Source organism: Corallococcus sp. CA047B (assembly GCF_003612065.1).
GTDB lineage: Bacteria > Myxococcota > Myxococcia > Myxococcales > Myxococcaceae > Corallococcus > Corallococcus praedator.
Map to the genome: position 1 here is coordinate 1 of NZ_RAWD01000241.1, position 15,321 is coordinate 15,321.

Here is a 15,321-nt window from a genome sequence, read left to right on the forward strand (position 1 = left end):
TGCTCGGCCTGCGGGGTGGGCGGGTATTTCATGTGGAAGTCGCGCAGGGGCTGGAGATTCCCCACCGGCATGGCGACGACGACGCTGGCGATGCGGGAGGTCAGCCAGTGTCCGGGAGCGCGTTGGATCCACAGGGCCTGCTCGGCGGTCATCATCCCGGAGTCCGCGTCCAGCACGTTCAGCCCCCGGGCCCGCACCGCGCGTGCGGTGGCGGTGGGACAGGCAAGCTGCGCCAGGTCCTGGTCGAGCGCGGAGTAGGCGTCCGCGAAGGGCTGCTTCGCGAAGGGCTCCAGCATGCTGGCGAAGAAGGCCGCTTCCGTCAGGGCAAGGCAGCGGCTGGTCGCGGTCGCGCAGCGGCGCGCCCGGCGGGCCACGTCCGGGGGCGAGGCCAGCGAGGAGAAGAGCAGGCCCGTCATCGCCAGGGCGGACAGGCGGTCCGTCTGCTCGGCGGACATGGGCGTCCAGCCGGCCGGGGGCGAGGCCAGCGAGTCATGGGCCATGCGCTCGAACCCGAGCAGGTTGGCGGCGATGACACCGCCCAGGGCCGTCTCCGTGCTCAGGCTCAACCACGCGAGGTGGCGCACCTGCTGCGCGGCTTCCACGGGGTGGCCCGTCGTCAGGCCATGCCGCAGCCGGAGCTTCGCCCAGCGGGTGAGGAGGATGTAGTCGGGCATGTCCCCGGAGGCCCAGTTGATGCGCGGCTTCGCGCCCAGCGGGCTGTCCTGGAGCAGGTCCCACCGGTCATAGGCCAGGAGCCGGGCCATCCACCCGAAGTCCAGCCGGGACACGTCGATGTCCGCGGTGAGCCACCGGCCCTGCTTCAGGTCCACGGCGTCCTCCCGCAGGGACTGGGGGAGGGCGAGCGGCGAACCCGGAGGCACGTCCGCGTGCCCGGGGGGCCAGGGCAGCCACGCGTTGAGCAGGGGGCCCGCGTCGCCCTCCGTGCGCGCTTCGTGGAACCAGGGATCCACGCCCAGCGCCGCCTCCTGCGCGCAGTAGTCGTCCACGTTCGCCGTCAGCTCTTCACGCTGACGCGCCAGCGCGGGTTCGGACTGGCTCCGGAACCAATGGTCCGCGCCCACGAGGGCAAGGCCCGCCAACCCCAGGAACACCGCGACACACGCTCCCACGATGCGCAGCGCGCGGAACCGGGGAGCCCTGCTTGAGGACGTCATCCCGGGAATTCTAGGGGGGCTATACCGGGGGCAGCCAGGAAGTGGCCCGCGCCTCCGCGCCACTGTTTCAAGGCAGACGGCCAGACAGCCCCCTGCCCTCCCCCTCGTGCTCCTTGCGGACCGCCCGGAATGGACAGCCGGCCCTGGGCGGTGCGGCGGTCGGGCGACCTAGCTTTCATCTGACCCCACGGAAGAGAGAGTCGTGCCCCACGCGAACGCCACGCCCCTCATTCTCATCATCGACGACGAGCCGGAGCTGGAAGTGCTGGCCCGCTACCTCGAACTCGAAGGCTATTCCGTCCTGACAGCGAGCAACGGCGAGGAGGGGTTGCTGGCCCTCGCCTCCTGTCGCAAGCCCTGCATCGTCCTGCTGGATTTGATGATGCCGGTGATGGACGGCTACGGCTTCCTCCGACGGCTGCACGATGATGCGACCCTCTGCGGACTGCCCGTCTTCGTGCTCACCGCCAGCTTCCAGACGGAGCTGATGGACGGCGCCGTCGGGCTCCTCCAGAAACCCCTGCACATGGAGATATTGCTGGAGGCCGTAGCACCGTATTGTCCGCCTCCCGATGAAGACGAGAATTCCCGAAAAACCTAGAACCCTGACGTTCCTCTGCGTCCTGTCGTTGCTACCCGCGTGCTTCACGCTTCCGGAGGATGAGACGCCGGCAGAAGACCTCGCCACGGCGGGCCAGGGGCTGGTGGCGCACGTGTATTCACGGCCGCCCCTGCCCACGGCCTACTATGAGCCACCGACCGCGAATGCCGTCTTTGTAGCGCCGGGCGGCAACGACGCCACCGGCTCGGGCACGGAAGCGCAGCCGTACCAGACGCTGGGCCGCGCGCTCCAGGTCGTCAACGCGAAGCCCGCGGATGCGACGACCTGGACGGTGGTGCTCAAGGCGGGCACCTACCGCGAGGGGGAGCTCACCGTGAGCCGCGCCCACGTCACGGTGCAGCGCTACAAGAGCGACGTCGTGTCGCTCCGGGGCAGCGTGGCGGTGACGGGGTTCAGCGGCAGCGGGCCGTATACCCAGACACTCACCGGGTTTGATCCGACGCCGGTGGAGGCGGACTGCGCGGATACGGTCCTCCTGGGACAGGCGGGGCGGGATTACGGTTCGGAGACGCCGTTCGCGGTGACTCGCGCGGGCATTCCGCTGCGGCGGGTGGCGCCGGGCGCGGCGCTGTCCAGCGGGCAGTACCGCTACGACGCCGCGACGAACGTGCTGACGCTGGCGGACAGCCCCACCGAGGTGGAGGTGGCGCTCAAGCGCTGGGCGCTGAAGACGAACGCGCCGGGGGTGAAGTTCGCCGGCCTGGACGTGCAGAACTACGCGACGTGCACGGTGAACTGGAGCCGGACCGTCAACGGGCTCACCTACTACAAGGGCGCGGTGCTGCTGTACCGGGACAGCGAGTCGGACTCCGGCGCGGTGCTGGAGAACTCCACCGTGGCCAACAACGCCGCGAACGGCGTGGGCGTGGCGCACGGCCGGGACATCCGCCTGTCGGGCAACGTGCTCGTCAACAACGGGTGGACGGGCGCGCAGGCGAGCAACGCGCAGCGGCTCATCGTGGACAACAACGTCATGTCCTACAACAACGTGCGCCGGTGGGCGAACACGGTGGAGGCGGGCATGAAGGTGACCTTCATCCGCGACGGCGTGGTGTTCAACAACCTGTTCGAGCACAACGCCGCGAACGGCTTCTGGTGCGACCAGGGCTGCGGCGCCACGGACCCGGGCAACCGCTGGTTCGTGCTGGCGCGCAACGTGGCCCGCTACAACGACGACAAGGGCCTCTTCTACGAGGTCTCCCACCACGGCGTCCTCGCGTCCAACCTCGTGCACGACAACGGCAGGACGGGCATCGCCGTGTTCGGCTCCCGCGACGTGCAGTTGTGGAACAACACCGCGGTGGACAACGACGCGTCCAGCGACAGCTACTCCGCCAACATCAGCATCGTGGACGACAAGCGGTGCTTCACCGGCGACACGGTGCCGGGCGGCAAGGCGTGCACCACCGCCAATGGATGCGACCCGCAGGTGGCCGGCAACTACGACCACTGCGAGCCGTCATCGGTGGGGCCCCTGGCGAACACCTGCAACGCGGAAGCCGTGGTGCTGATGAACAACATCCTCTCCGGCTCGCTGTCGGCCCGGCCCCTGTTGAACGTGGAGGATCCGAACGCGACGGCGTACGGAGCTCCCGCCATCCTCCAGGCCCACGACTTCCAGGCGTACTACCGCGCCAGCACCGGCGCGCCCGCGACGCTGATCCGCTTCCAGCGCGCGGCGAACACGTCCGCCGCGTCGTACGCGAGCCTCACCGCGTTCCGCACGGCGAACCCCGGCCGCGAACCGCAGTCCGTGGAGCGCGGTGGCGGCACCCGCAACCCCTTCTTCGTCAACGCCGCGACAAAGAACTTCACCCAGGACCCCGCGAGCACGGACGTCTGGGGCCGGGGACAGGCCCTGCCGTCGGAGGTGCTCAAGGCGGTGTACTGGCCGCGGACGGCCCCCGCGCAGCCCTCCGCGCGCATCGGCGCCATCGAGTGGCGCGACAAGACCGTGGCCGCGCCCTGCGCCGTGAACGCGCCGGTCCACCACCGCCGCAACCCCACATCGGGTGACCACCTCTTCACCACGATGCTGTCGGAGGCCGAGGACGCGGCGCGCGACTGGGGCTACACGGACAACCTGGGCGTGGCGTTCCTGGCGTCCACCACCGCCGCGACGGGGCTGTCCCCGGTGTACCGGCTCTACAGCCCGACGGTGCTGGAGCACTTCTGGACCATCGACGCGGCGGAGAAGCAGAGCGCACAGTCCAACTACGGCTACACGCAGGATGAGGGCATCGGGTTCCACGCGGCCACCGCATCCGGGCCCTGTTGGGTGCCGGTGTACCGGCTGGTGCACGCGGCCACGTCCCGGCACACCTTCACGACGTCGCAGGCGGAGCGGGCGTCACTCGTGGCCGGTGGCTGGACGGACGAGGGCATCAAGTTCCATGCGGGGGCGCCGCAATAGGGCGCCTCCGGACAGGGCCCGTGCCAGGATGCGTCATCAAGCAGCATCCCTGGGAGGACACGGATCATGACGGAGCGCGGTGCGGTGGGTTGGACCCTGGTGCGGGTGGTGTTCGGGCTGACGCTGGCCTTCAGCCATGGCCTGGGCAAGGTGACGGGGGACATGTCCGGCTTCGCCGAAGGGGTGGCGAAGCTTGGCTTCCCCGCCCCGATGTTCTTCGCCTGGTGCGCGGCGCTCGCGGAGTTCCTGGGCGGCATCGCGGTGGCGCTGGGACTGCTGACCCGGCCCGCCGCGCTGTTCGCCGGGTTCACCATGCTGGTGGCCCTCTTCCGGCACCGCGCGGATCCGTTCGGGAAGATGGAGCTGTCGCTGCTCTTCCTGACGGTGATGGTCGCGGCGCTCATCATCGGCGGCGGTCCGTTCAGCCTGGACGCACTCCTGCGCCGCAAGAAGGCCTGAGCAGGCACCCAGGCAGGCCGTTTCTGGAGTGGTCCGTATCTTTGCAGATGGCGCTTCATGAGGACGGCTTCATGACAACCAAGAACCACCCACCCAAACCCGAGCGCGACCACACGGATGAGGGACTGCGCAAGGAGCGGGAGAAGTCTGACCGCGAGTACGCCAGGGGACAGGCCGCCATCGAAGAGGACTCGGATGCCGCCATCAATAAAGCCCGGGGCCAGGCGGATGAGGCCCTGCGCACGGCCCGAGACAACGCGGATGCACGGATGGAGCAGCGTGAGGCGCCCTCGGAGAACGAGGCCGTCAACCAGGAGCGGGAAGACGCGGACACGGCCTTACAGGGAGAGCGTGAGACCGCGGATGAGAAGCTGCGGGATGAACGCGCGGAGCGGATGCGCGCCTTGTCCGCCCTCCTTCACCTGGAGCGAGTGGAAACCGACACGCGGCTGCTGGTCGAGCGAGCGCATGCCGACAGTGGGTTGGCGACACGGGATGAATTCATGGGGATGGTCAGCCATGACCTGCGCACGCTCCTCGGGGGCATCGCCTTGCAGTCGGCCCTGCTCAAACGGAATGCCGCCGACGACGAGGTGGGCCGGAGGACGGCCGAGGCCGCCGCGAAGATCCAGCGATTCACCGCGAGGATGAACCGGCTGATTGGGGACCTGGTGGATGTGGCCAGCATCGAAACGGGCAGGATCCGGATCGCCCCCGAGTTGCAGGACGCGACCGCGCTCGTGCGGGAATCCGTCGAGGCGTTCCAGCCCCAGGCCTCCGCGCAGGGAATCTCGCTCGACGTGGAGATCCGAGGGAACACGCTGATGGCGAAGTTCGACCATGAGCGCGTCCTCCAGGTGCTCGCCAACCTGTTGTCCAATGCCCTTAAGTTCACGGCGGCAGGCGGCAGGATTTCGCTTCACGTGGAGCCGGTGGGCCAGGACGTCCGCTTCTCCGTGGCGGACACCGGCTCCGGAATCCCGAGCCACCAGTTGGAGCAGGTGTTCGAGCGGTTCTGGCAGGCCCGCCGCGAAGATCGGAGGGGGCTGGGGCTCGGGCTCTACATCTCCCGTGGCATCGTCGAAGCCCACGGTGGACGGATCTGGGCCGAAAGTCAGCCCGGCCAGGGCAGCACCTTCGCGTTCACGATTCCAGCAGCCGCGGCTTCAACGCCCTAGAGAAACCGCTTTCAAGCCGCCACGCGCTCCACGCACTCCGGCCCATCGTTGGCGGGCGAGTTCACCACGCGCGCCACCTCGTAGGCCTCCAGCGGTGCATCCTGCGCCGGCACGAGGAGCGGCAGCAGGTCCGAGGCCTCCTGCGGCTCCGGGCGCAGCCACACGGCCTGCGCCTCCTTCGACAGGATGACGGGCATCCGGTCGTGGATGGGCGCCATCAGCGCGTTGGGGCCTGTGGTGATGATGGTGCACGTGCGCAGCACCTCGCCCGTGTCCGGCGCCGTCCACTCCTCCCAGAGGCCCGCCAGCGCCAGCGGCTTCCCGTCGCGGCGGTGGAAGAGGTACGGCGTCTTGGGCTTCGTGGACTGCTTCCATTCGTACCAGCCGTCCACCACCACCAGGCACCGGCGTCGCTTCAGCGCCGAGCGGAAGCTGGGCTTCTCCGCCACCGTCTCACCGCGCGCGTTGATGAGCTTGTTCCCGATGGCCGCATCCTTCGCCCACGAGGGGATGAGCCCCCAGCGGAACACGTCCAACAGCCGCGCGCCGTCGTTGGGCACCACGGGCAACAACTGCGTGGGACACAGGTTGAAACGCTCGCGCTCCAGCGTCGCGCGCGCGCCCGCGAGCTCCAGCTCGGCGACGAGCTGGGCGGGAGAGGTCCGGACGGTGACTCGACCACACATGGCGCCAAGCGTAGCGCCCGGAGGCCGGGCTCGCACGTTCATGGCGTCCGGCCGGTGGGCAGCCGACGGACCGGCCCCGACTACGTGGGCAGCTTGATGCCGGACAGGCGCTGGAACAGCTCCACCGCGCGGCTGTCCGACAGGCCGGAGATGTAGTCCGTCACGCACAGCAGGCGCTGGTACGGGGTGAGGCGCAGGATGGCCTCGTCGCGCTTCGGGGGCTTCTCCTCGTCCGCGGCCGCGAACTCCGGGCGCTGGAAGCACTCCATCGGCATCAACTGCCGCAGCTTCTTCTCCTCGCGGTTGGGCGCGTCCGTCACCACCGCCGTGGCGAACATGTCCAGCAGGCCGCCCAGCGTCTTGAAGCCCGCGCTCTCAATCTGGAGCACGCGCTCGCTGCGGTAGCCGAACTCGCTGGTGAAGTCGGTGATGGCATCCAGCGCCGACTCCACGTCGGGACGCAGGGACGTGAGCGACGTCTCCGCCGAGCCCTCCTCCAGCGCGTGCACCTGGTCCATGAAGGCCCCGACACACTGCGGGATGAGCTTCCCGATGGCCACCGCGCGCGCCTGCGCCATGCGCGTCTCCAGGTGGCGGGGCGGCTTGCGGCGTTCGGGCTCCGGCAGCACGGCCTCCAGGAACTCACAGGCGCGCAGCATGGGGACCAGCCCCAGCTTCGCGGAGTCCTCCAGGTCGATGACCGCGTAGCAGATGTCGTCCGCCGCCTCGACGAGGAAGGCCAGCGGATGACGGGAGAAGACGCCCGTCTCGCGCTCGTGCAGGCCCGTGGCGCGGTAGGCCTCCAGCGCCAGGTCGCGGTCGTCCTGGAAGTAACCGAACTTCTTCTCCGACACGCGGCCCTTCACCTTCGGGCGCGAGCCGGGGAGCACCGACGGGCGCGGGTACTTGCTCATCGCGCCCAGCGTGGCGGCCGTGTAGCGCAGCCCGCCCCGGCGCTCGCGCGACTGGAGGCGGTTGAGGATGCGGAAGCCCTGCGCGTTTCCTTCGAAGTCGCGCAGGTCCTTCCACTCGGCCTCCGTCGCGAAGGGGCTCTTCTTGCCTTCTCCGGGCGGCGCCAGCCGCTGCTCCACCCAGTGCTGGATGGCATCCTCCCCCGAGTGTCCGAAGGGCGGATTGCCGATGTCGTGCGCCAGGCACGCCGCCGCCACGATGGTGCCCAGGTCCGAGGGCACCAGGTCCACGCCCTGGGCCCGCAGCTTCAGTCCGGCCTGGTGGCCCAGCGAACGCCCGACGCACGACGCCTCGATGCTGTGCGTGAGCCGCGTGCGCGTGTAGTCGCTCGTCGACAGCGGGAACACCTGCGTCTTGTCGTGCAGGCAGCGGAACTCGCTGGAGAAGACGATGCGGTCGTAGTCCCGGTTGTAGTCGGTGCGCTCGTCCGACTGCGGCTCCACCGCGGGCTCTTCCCGGGGCGCGGCCCGAGGCCCCGAGCCGATGCGGGTGCCCGACAGGAACCGCCGCCACCGGTCCGTCCGCTGCTGACTGTCGCTGCTGCTGCTCACGAAGGGGCCTCACCGTGCGAAAGAGCACCGCCCATCGTGCTCCCCCACACCGTCCGCGCAAGTTCCCGCGCCGGACGCCCTGCCCTCCTCGACAAGGGCCGGGGCGCGCGAAGGCGGCTTCCGGTCCCCGGACCGTGGGCCGCAGCGCTACTGGAACATCCGCCACGGCGCGGTGGAGGTCGTGGACCGCACCGGGAGCGGCGCGTCCCAGGTGATGTGGTACTCGGTGTCCAGCAGGCCCAGCTTGCGGCCCTGGATGCGCGGGTTCCGGGCGCCCACCATGGCGAGCACCTCGCGCAGCACGCCTTCATGGTAGGGCGCCGGCATGAAGTCGCGCCGCATGATGAACAGCGCCTCGGACTCCCCCTTCCACTCCACGGAGCGGTCCCCGTAGCTCACCGCCATCTGGTAGCCGGAGGGCAGGTTGGCCACGAGCTTGCGCGTGTCCCCCGCGGCCAAGAGCAGGAAGGTGCGCCCCACGGCGGACTCCAGGAAGCTGCGCGTGGCCTGCATCCCCATCTGCCGCAGCGCTTCGTCCGCCCCGCCCCACCGGGGCGCGAGCACGCGCGACGCCACCTGCGCCATCTTCAGGAAGCTGGACACCGGGTAGTTGAAGAAGCCCACGAAACGGCGCTCCTCCGTGGCGGCCCGACAGGTGATCACCGCATCATCGCCCATGCCGGTGCGCACCGTCTCCAGCACCCCCAGGAAGAACATGCCGCGCGCCGTGTCCCGCTCCGTGGCCGCCATGCGTCGGACCGCCCAGTCCGCATCCACCTGACCGGTCTCCCTCGACGGCTTCACCTGTACCTGCATGCCACCTCCCTGACCACGTACGTGGAGCTGCCCGTCACATTGATTGAAGGGGACTTCCCGCTGACCGCTACGGATGCGCCGGCACCGCGACATCCGGCACGCGTGCATCGGGGAAGAGGACGGTGAAGCGGGAGCCGTGACCGAAGTCGCTCTCCGCCTGGATGCGGGCCCCATGGCCCTGCACCAGCGTCTTCACGATGGCGAGCCCCAGGCCGGTGCCACGCAGCTTCGTGGTGAACATGGGCTCGAAGATGCGCTCCAACAGCGGCGCGGGGATGCCCGGCCCGTCGTCCGTCACGCGCAGGCTCCAGCCGCCGTCCCCCAGCGCGTCGGCATGGACACACACCTCTCCCGAGCGCTCCGGAGGGATGGCCTCCACCGCGTTCTGGATGAGGTTGACCAGCACCTGCCGGAACTGCTCGCGGTCCAGGTGCGGCACCGGCAGCCCGTCCGGCACCTGGTTGTTCACGCGCACGCCCTCCCGCACCGGCACCACGCTGATGGCTTCCTCCACCAGCGGCTTGAGCGGGCACGGCATGAAGCTGGGAGGACGTCCCCGCGCGTAGTCCAGCAGGTCGGAGATGATGACCGTGCACGCCTGGAGCTCCCGGTCGATGATGTCCAGGAACCGGGGGATGCGCGGATCGGTGGTGACAGCGTCCGTCTTCAGCATGCGGCGCAGGACGAACGCGTGCGCGGTGCGCGCGGCGGCCAGGGGGTTTCGCAGCTCGTGGCCGACGCTGGCGGTGAGCTGTCCCAGCGATGCCAGCCGCTCCAGCCGGTCCGCGTGGTCGCGGAAGGCGAGCACCTCCCGCACGGCGGCGTCCAACTGGCCCGCGCGCGCCGCCAGCTCCCGCTCGCTCGTCTGTTCCGCGTGGGCCTGATGCTTGGCCTTCTCACGCAGCTCGCGCACCGCGTCCCGGCACGCGACGAAGAGCACCGCGTCGATGACGGCCACCCAGAAGGCGTGCTCCAGGAAGCGCCACCACTCCGGGTGCAGCTGCCCGTAGATGGACTCCGGCCACAGCGCGCCCCGGAGGCAGTGGTCCACGACGATGGCGAAGCTCGCGGTGAGCAGCACCTTGGGGTCCCGGTAGAAGGACAGCACCGCCAGCGAACCGAAGATGTGGAAGTGCGTTTCGATGCGCCCCCCGGTCAGGTGGATGAGCAGCGCGGACCACAGCATCTGGTTCACCGCCACCACGTGACGCGTCACCGCCTCGCCCGGGCGCAGCCGGGTGAGCAGCACCGGGAACAGGCTCAAGGCCGCGCCCAGCAGCACCGCGGTCTGCACGTGCACGTGCACCCCGCGCACCCGGCCCTCCCAGCCATAGGGGGAGAAGAACACCGCCACCAGGATGGCGCTCGCCCACTGGCCCAGCATCAGCCAGGTGAACAGCGCGTCCACCCGCACGCGCGAGTCCCGCAGATGCCGCGCCAACAGGGCCTCCGCCCGCCCTTCCAGACATTGCGAGACACGCGCCGAGGCATGAGAGGAGGAGGCGGACATGAGCAAAGACATCTCTTCACCCGACCAAGATGGTGGTGGAAGTGATTAACCCTGTAAAATACGAAATACACGCAACTCCGAAGACCAACCATGCTGCTTGAGGGCACGAGGATTGGTTTCGGATGAACACTGCCGGTTCCCACCCTGGCCGGCGGTGTGGGTTGGCCTCGACGCAGGCCTTTCTCCCTTCACCCGTATTTCCCTGAGCGGTACTTCTACACTGCTTTCAAGGGAGAATGGGCATCTGGGACCGGAGTCCAGGTCTGTCGACGACATCCTGGCAATGTGAGACGTCTGGCCGGGCCGGCGCGCACACGTCGCCCGCGCGCGCACCTCTCCCTGCAAGCCCTGGAGGGCAATGCCTGACAGCCCTTCAGGGCAGGGCGGAGTATGCCTGTGGGGCGGGCACGTCGAGCGTGGCGTCGGTGTCGCCCCGGGGCAGCTCGCGGGCGGCGGGAATGAAGCTCATGGCGCGCTCGGCCAGGGCGGTGATGGTGAGCGAGGGATTGACGCCCGGGTTGGCGGAGATGGCGGCGCCGTCCACCACATACAGCCCGTCATAACCATACAAGCGGTGGCGTGAATCAATGGCACCAGTGGCCGGCGAGTCGCCCATGCACGCTCCGCCCAGGATGTGGGCGGTGGTGGGAATGCCCATGAGCGTCTCACTGACCATGGTCATGGGGTAGCCGTCCAGCTTGTCGGACACGCGCTTCGCGAGGTCGAAGGCCTCCGGCATGTTGACGGTGGGCGCGGGGCCTTCCTGCAGGCCGGTGGTGAGGCCGGTGCGGAAGCCGGTGCCCAGGGCGCGGCCGCGGCGCATGCGCAGGTGGCCCTCCATGGTGCGCATGTAGAGCAAGATCATCGTGCGGCGCGCGAAGTCCGGGACGAACATCGCCTGGAGGAAGCGCACGGGGCGCCGGGCGATGATGCCCACCAGCCGGGCCAGGCGCGTCACCACGGAGGCCCCGGGGACGTGGGGCGCCATCAGCAGGCGGAAGAAGCCGGACCCCGCCGGGTAGCGCACCGGCTCCAGGTGCGAGTGCTCATCCGTGTGGAGGATGGACCCGATGGCGATGCCCCGGGACAGGTCCTGGTCCTTCTTCCCGCTGACGATGCCGATGAGGGCCTCGGAGTTGGTGCGCACTCCGTCGCCCACGCGCGGGGACAGCTTCGGCAGTCCGTCCGGCCGGTCCTTGAGCTTGAGCAGCAGGTCCATGGTGCCCAGCACCCCACCGGCGAAGACGACGTGCTTCGCGGTGAAGCGGCGCGTCTTCTTGAAGAAGCCCGTGCCCTGCTTCGCGGTGACCTCGTAGCCATCACCGGAAGGCAGGGGGCGCACCCAGGTGACCTCCGTGTCTGCGTGGAGCGTGAGGCCGCGCTTCTCCGCGAAGTAGAGGTAGTTCTTGTCGAGCGTGTTCTTCGCGTTGTTGCGGCAGCCCAGCATGCACCCGCCGCACGCGTTGCAGCCGGTGCGCTCCGGGCCCTCGCCGTTGAAGTACGGGTCCTTCACGGTGACGCCGGGCTCGCCGAAGTAGACGGCCACGGTGGTGGGCTGGAAGTCGGGGCGGCCCAGGTCCTGGCCCACCTGCTTGAGCACCTGATCCGGGAAGGTGTTGAGCGGGTTGACGGTGGCGCCCAGCATGCGCCGGGCCGTCGCGTAGTGCGGCGCGAGTTCCTGCTTCCACGGCGCCAGGTGGCCCCAGGAGGTCGCCTGGAAGAAGTCGTCCTTCGGCACGGGCAGCGTGTTGGCGTAGACGAGCGAGCCGCCGCCCACGCCGACGCCGGACAGCACGGTGACGTGGCGGAAGAAGGTCATCTTGAACAGGCCGCGCCACCCGAGCTGGGGCATCCACAACCAGCGCTTCAGGTTCCAGTTCGACTGGGGGAAGTCCTGGCCCTGGAGGCGGCGGCCCTTCTCCAGCATGACGACGCGGTAGCCCTTCTCGACGAGCCGCAACGCGCTGACGCTGCCGCCAAACCCCGAGCCGATGATGAGCCAGTCGCAGTCCATGACGTCCTCCACCGGGGCGGTATCTCCACCCCGGAGGTCCGCACTGTATGCCAACGGCGCGGGCCGTCCGGTGGGGCGTGGCGCGCGGGCCTCGGGGGGCCGGTGCGCCGCCATGGAAGCGCGGCCTAGCGCTTCGTGGCCTGCTTCCTCGCGCGACGCGCGGCGGGGGTGTTGGCGACGAACTGCCGGCCCGCGCGGGAGCCCGTGCGCTTGCGGCGTTCGGTGGCCTTCTTCTGGGCCGGGCTCAGGTGGGCCCAGGCGTCCTTCGGAAGGTAGCGCGCGGTGGTACGGCCGTGGCGGGCGCGGGTGCCGCCGTCCTGGGTCTGCCACGCCTCCTTCGTCCAGGAGGACAGGTGGCGCTGCGCCTTCGCACGGGAGCCTGAGTAGCCACCGCCGGCCTTCTTGTACTCGCTGGCGAGCAGTTGCGCCTTGCGAGCGCTCCACTGGCCGGGCCGTCCGCCCTTGTCACTTTTCATGATGCGCTTCTTGAGGCGTTCGCGAAGCGCGGGGTCGCTGTAGCGCCCGCTGGCGGACGCGGAAGCCTTGCGGGCGGTGCGCTTCGCGGGGGCCGCGGCCGTGTGCTGGCGACGGGTGCTCCGGGCGGGGGCGGCATTGGCCTTGCGACGGGTGGGCATGGGGCCTCCTGGGTCCGGGGCAAAGGTACGGATGCCTCCGGTGGAACGTGGGCCCAGGCCCCGCCGCCTGCCCTCCGGACGGGCGCTATGCGGGCTCCGTCCCCGGCGCCCGGGGGCGGAACAGCGCGCACGCGCGCACCGGCTGGGGGGCGTACTTCTGGGGCAGGAGCGGACAGAGGATGAACGTGGAGGTCCGCGTCTGGACGTACTTGGGCGGCGCGGCGCAGCGGTGGCAGAGGCTGTCCGGAAAGGGCAGGGGCTCGGGGGGCGACATGGCGGTGAACAGCATCGCACGGAGGGCGGAGAAAGAGGGGTGCGGGTCGCGGCGTGCTTCCTAGATTGCGAGGCATGCACGTCGATGAAGCCCGCGTCGAGCCCCACCGTCTGCGCCTGTCGGGACGTCATGCCGTCCTGGAGGTGACGAGCCCCCTGCCCGGCGTGCTGCGGGTGCGGCATGCACCGGTATCCTCCGAGGTCGGCTTTCTGCACCCCGAGCTGCCCGACAAGCGCTCGTGGGCGGTGGTGACACAAGGGAAGCCCCAGCTCCTGGAGATCCGGAGCGACGCGGAGCGCGTGCACGTGAAGGCGGGCGGCGTGTCGCTGGAGATTGGCGTGGAGTCGGGGACGTGGAGCTTCCGGGACGCGTCAGGACGGGAGCTGGCGCGCAGCGTGAGCGTGTCCGGTGAGGCGCACGCCGAGTACCCGATGGGCCGCCACCGCTCCAGGCTGACGCTGCGGGCGCCGCCGGAGGAGCGCTACCTGGGCTTTGGCGAGAAGGTGGGGCCGCTGGACAAGCGGGGGATGCACTTCACGTTCTGGAACACGGACGTGATGCCGCACCACCCGGACACGGATCCGCTCTACCAGTCCATTCCCTTCTTCGTGGGCCTGCGCGAGGGCGTGGCGTGGGGGTTCTACCTGGACGAGTCATGGCGCTCGGAGGTGGACGTGGCGCTGACGGACGCGTCGCGGGTGGCGTGGGAGTCGTGGGGGCCGGAGCTGGATTGCTACCTGTTCTCCGGGCCGGGAATCGCGGACGTGGTGCGCGGCTACGCGGCGCTGACGGGCTGTCCTCCCCTGCCCCCGCTGTGGAGCCTGGGCGCGCAGCAGAGCCGCTGGGGCTACGAGAACGCCAATGACATCCGGGGCGTCATCCAGGGGTACCGGCAGCGGGGGCTGCCCCTGGACGTCGTGTATCTCGATATCGATTACATGGATGGGTACAAGGTCTGGACCTGGGACGGGGCGCGCTATCCGGATCCCGCCGGGCTGGTGCGGGACGCGGCGGCCGAAGGTGTGCGGCTGGTGCCCATCGTGGATCCCGCGTTGAAGCAGGAAGCGGGCTGGGCGCCGTACGAGGAGGCGAAGGCGCGCGACTACCTGGTGCGCTACGACCGGGGCGGCGTGCTGGTGGGCGAGGTCTGGCCCCGGCCCGCGGTGTTCCCGGACATGACGCGGCCGGAGGTGCAGCGCTGGTGGGGCGGGCTGCACCGCGACTTCGTGGAGCAGGGCATCGCGGGATTCTGGAACGACATGAACGAACCGTCGTGTTTCGCGGTGCAGCCGGACCTGGGAATCCTCACGGTGACGAGCCAGCGCGCGGAGGGCGTGGGCAAGGTGGAGGGCCCCACGCTGCCCTACGACGCGAGACACGGGGACAGGCGGCACCTGGAGGTGCACAACGTCTACGCGCTGGGCATGGCGAAGGGGGCGTACGAAGCACTGCGCGAGCTGCGCCCGGAGGCGCGGCCGTTCCTGCTGACGCGGGCGGGAAGCGCGGGCATCCAGCGTTACGCGGCGGTGTGGACGGGGGACAACTCCAGCCACTGGACGCAGTTGGAGACCTCCATCCCGATGCTGGTGGGAATGGGATTGGCGGCGGTGGCCTTCACCGGGACGGACATCCCGGGCTTCGTGGGCCGGGCGAACGGCGAGCTGCTGGTGCGCTGGATGCAGACCGGCACGTTCTATCCGCTGATGCGAAACCACGCGGGCAAGGGAACCCCGCCGCAGGAGCCCTGGCGGTACGGGGAGCCGTACCTGGCGCTGGCCCGCGCGGCGCTGGAGCGGCGGTATCGGCTGCTGCCTACGCTGTACACGCTGCTGCACGAGGCGTCAGAGACGGGGCTCGCGCCGTTGAGGCCGCTGTTGATGGAAGCGCCCGGGGACGCAGAGGCGGCGGGCGCGTTCGATCAATTCCTGTTCGGACAGGACGTGATGGTGGCGCCAGTGGTGAGGCCGGGGCAGACGAAGCGATTGGCCTGGCTGCCGGCGGGGGCGTGGCTGGAGT

Annotated in this window: 13 protein-coding genes; 5 read left to right on the forward strand and 8 right to left on the reverse strand. The window is 69.8% G+C overall.

Going from position 1 to position 15,321, the window contains the following annotated elements; translation table 11 throughout:
• On the reverse strand, positions 1-1,175 hold a 1,175-nt coding region (locus D7X74_RS29675; protein ID WP_120536374.1), incomplete at its 3' end, for a hypothetical protein.
• A 202-nt stretch (positions 1,176-1,377) separates the two neighbouring features.
• On the opposite strand from D7X74_RS29675, the gene D7X74_RS29680 reads away from it, so the two are divergent.
• From D7X74_RS29680 to D7X74_RS29695, 4 genes are all read left to right on the forward strand, one after another.
• A complete protein-coding gene (locus D7X74_RS29680; protein WP_120536375.1) occupies positions 1,378-1,776 on the forward strand; it encodes a two-component system response regulator in 399 nt (132 codons plus the stop codon).
• On the forward strand, positions 1,748-4,210 hold the full coding sequence (locus D7X74_RS29685; protein WP_147446721.1) for a right-handed parallel beta-helix repeat-containing protein: 2,463 nt from the start codon (positions 1,748-1,750) through the stop codon (positions 4,208-4,210). Before D7X74_RS29680 ends, D7X74_RS29685 begins: the two co-directional genes overlap by 29 nt.
• 66 nt (positions 4,211-4,276) lie before the next feature.
• The gene (locus D7X74_RS29690; RefSeq protein ID WP_120536377.1) at positions 4,277-4,669 is read left to right on the forward strand and encodes a DoxX family protein; all 393 of its coding nucleotides are present in this window, start codon (positions 4,277-4,279) and stop codon (positions 4,667-4,669) included.
• A 71-nt stretch (positions 4,670-4,740) separates the two neighbouring features.
• Positions 4,741-5,847 (forward strand): HAMP domain-containing sensor histidine kinase, encoded by a 1,107-nt coding sequence (locus D7X74_RS29695; protein WP_158620436.1) that lies wholly within the window; start codon positions 4,741-4,743, stop codon positions 5,845-5,847.
• Positions 5,848-5,858: 11 nt separating this feature from the next.
• Here the strand turns inward: D7X74_RS29695 and D7X74_RS29700 are convergent, their stop codons facing one another.
• The 7 genes from D7X74_RS29700 to D7X74_RS29730 all read right to left on the reverse strand — a co-directional run bounded on the left by D7X74_RS29700 (position 5,859) and on the right by D7X74_RS29730 (position 13,305).
• Positions 5,859-6,533 carry an SOS response-associated peptidase gene (locus D7X74_RS29700; RefSeq protein ID WP_120536379.1) on the reverse strand — a complete coding sequence of 225 codons (675 nt, stop codon included), beginning with the start codon at positions 6,531-6,533 and terminating at the stop codon, positions 5,859-5,861.
• 80 nt (positions 6,534-6,613) lie between these two features.
• Entirely contained in the window at positions 6,614-8,056 is a 1,443-nt protein-coding gene (gene dgt, locus D7X74_RS29705) for a dGTP triphosphohydrolase (RefSeq protein WP_233602314.1), read from the reverse strand.
• A gap of 147 nt (positions 8,057-8,203) precedes the next feature.
• Positions 8,204-8,872: a DUF2378 family protein gene (locus tag D7X74_RS29710; RefSeq protein WP_120536380.1), complete on the reverse strand. Its 669-nt coding sequence runs from the start codon at positions 8,870-8,872 to the stop codon at positions 8,204-8,206.
• Positions 8,873-8,939: 67 nt separating this feature from the next.
• Positions 8,940-10,382: a sensor histidine kinase gene (locus tag D7X74_RS29715; protein ID WP_120536384.1), complete on the reverse strand. Its 1,443-nt coding sequence runs from the start codon at positions 10,380-10,382 to the stop codon at positions 8,940-8,942.
• A 373-nt stretch (positions 10,383-10,755) separates the two neighbouring features.
• Positions 10,756-12,396 carry a GMC family oxidoreductase gene (locus D7X74_RS29720; protein WP_120536385.1) on the reverse strand — a complete coding sequence of 547 codons (1,641 nt, stop codon included), beginning with the start codon at positions 12,394-12,396 and terminating at the stop codon, positions 10,756-10,758.
• Positions 12,397-12,521: 125 nt separating this feature from the next.
• The gene (locus D7X74_RS29725) at positions 12,522-13,031 is read right to left on the reverse strand and encodes a hypothetical protein (protein WP_120536381.1); all 510 of its coding nucleotides are present in this window, start codon (positions 13,029-13,031) and stop codon (positions 12,522-12,524) included.
• A gap of 85 nt (positions 13,032-13,116) precedes the next feature.
• On the reverse strand, positions 13,117-13,305 hold the full coding sequence (locus tag D7X74_RS29730) for a hypothetical protein (protein ID WP_120536386.1): 189 nt from the start codon (positions 13,303-13,305) through the stop codon (positions 13,117-13,119).
• Positions 13,306-13,379: 74 nt separating this feature from the next.
• Here D7X74_RS29730 and D7X74_RS29735 point away from each other — a divergent pair.
• Positions 13,380-15,321 (forward strand): TIM-barrel domain-containing protein (locus D7X74_RS29735; RefSeq protein WP_120536382.1); only part of this gene is annotated, 1,942 nt, incomplete at its 3' end.

Excerpts from the sequence above, each read along its gene's own strand:
- D7X74_RS29685 (WP_147446721.1), top strand. The coding sequence starts at position 1,748 with ATGAAGACGAGAATTCCCGAAAAACCTAGAACCCTGACGTTCCTCTGC.
- D7X74_RS29690 (WP_120536377.1), top strand. The coding sequence starts at position 4,277 with ATGACGGAGCGCGGTGCGGTGGGTTGGACCCTGGTGCGGGTGGTGTTC.
- D7X74_RS29695 (WP_158620436.1), top strand. The coding sequence starts at position 4,741 with ATGACAACCAAGAACCACCCACCCAAACCCGAGCGCGACCACACGGAT.
- D7X74_RS29700 (WP_120536379.1), bottom strand. The coding sequence starts at position 6,533 with ATGTGTGGTCGAGTCACCGTCCGGACCTCTCCCGCCCAGCTCGTCGCC.
- D7X74_RS29710 (WP_120536380.1), bottom strand. The coding sequence starts at position 8,872 with ATGCAGGTACAGGTGAAGCCGTCGAGGGAGACCGGTCAGGTGGATGCG.
- D7X74_RS29715 (WP_120536384.1), bottom strand. The coding sequence starts at position 10,382 with ATGTCCGCCTCCTCCTCTCATGCCTCGGCGCGTGTCTCGCAATGTCTG.
- D7X74_RS29720 (WP_120536385.1), bottom strand. The coding sequence starts at position 12,396 with ATGGACTGCGACTGGCTCATCATCGGCTCGGGGTTTGGCGGCAGCGTC.
- D7X74_RS29725 (WP_120536381.1), bottom strand. The coding sequence starts at position 13,031 with ATGCCCACCCGTCGCAAGGCCAATGCCGCCCCCGCCCGGAGCACCCGT.
- D7X74_RS29730 (WP_120536386.1), bottom strand. The coding sequence starts at position 13,305 with ATGTCGCCCCCCGAGCCCCTGCCCTTTCCGGACAGCCTCTGCCACCGC.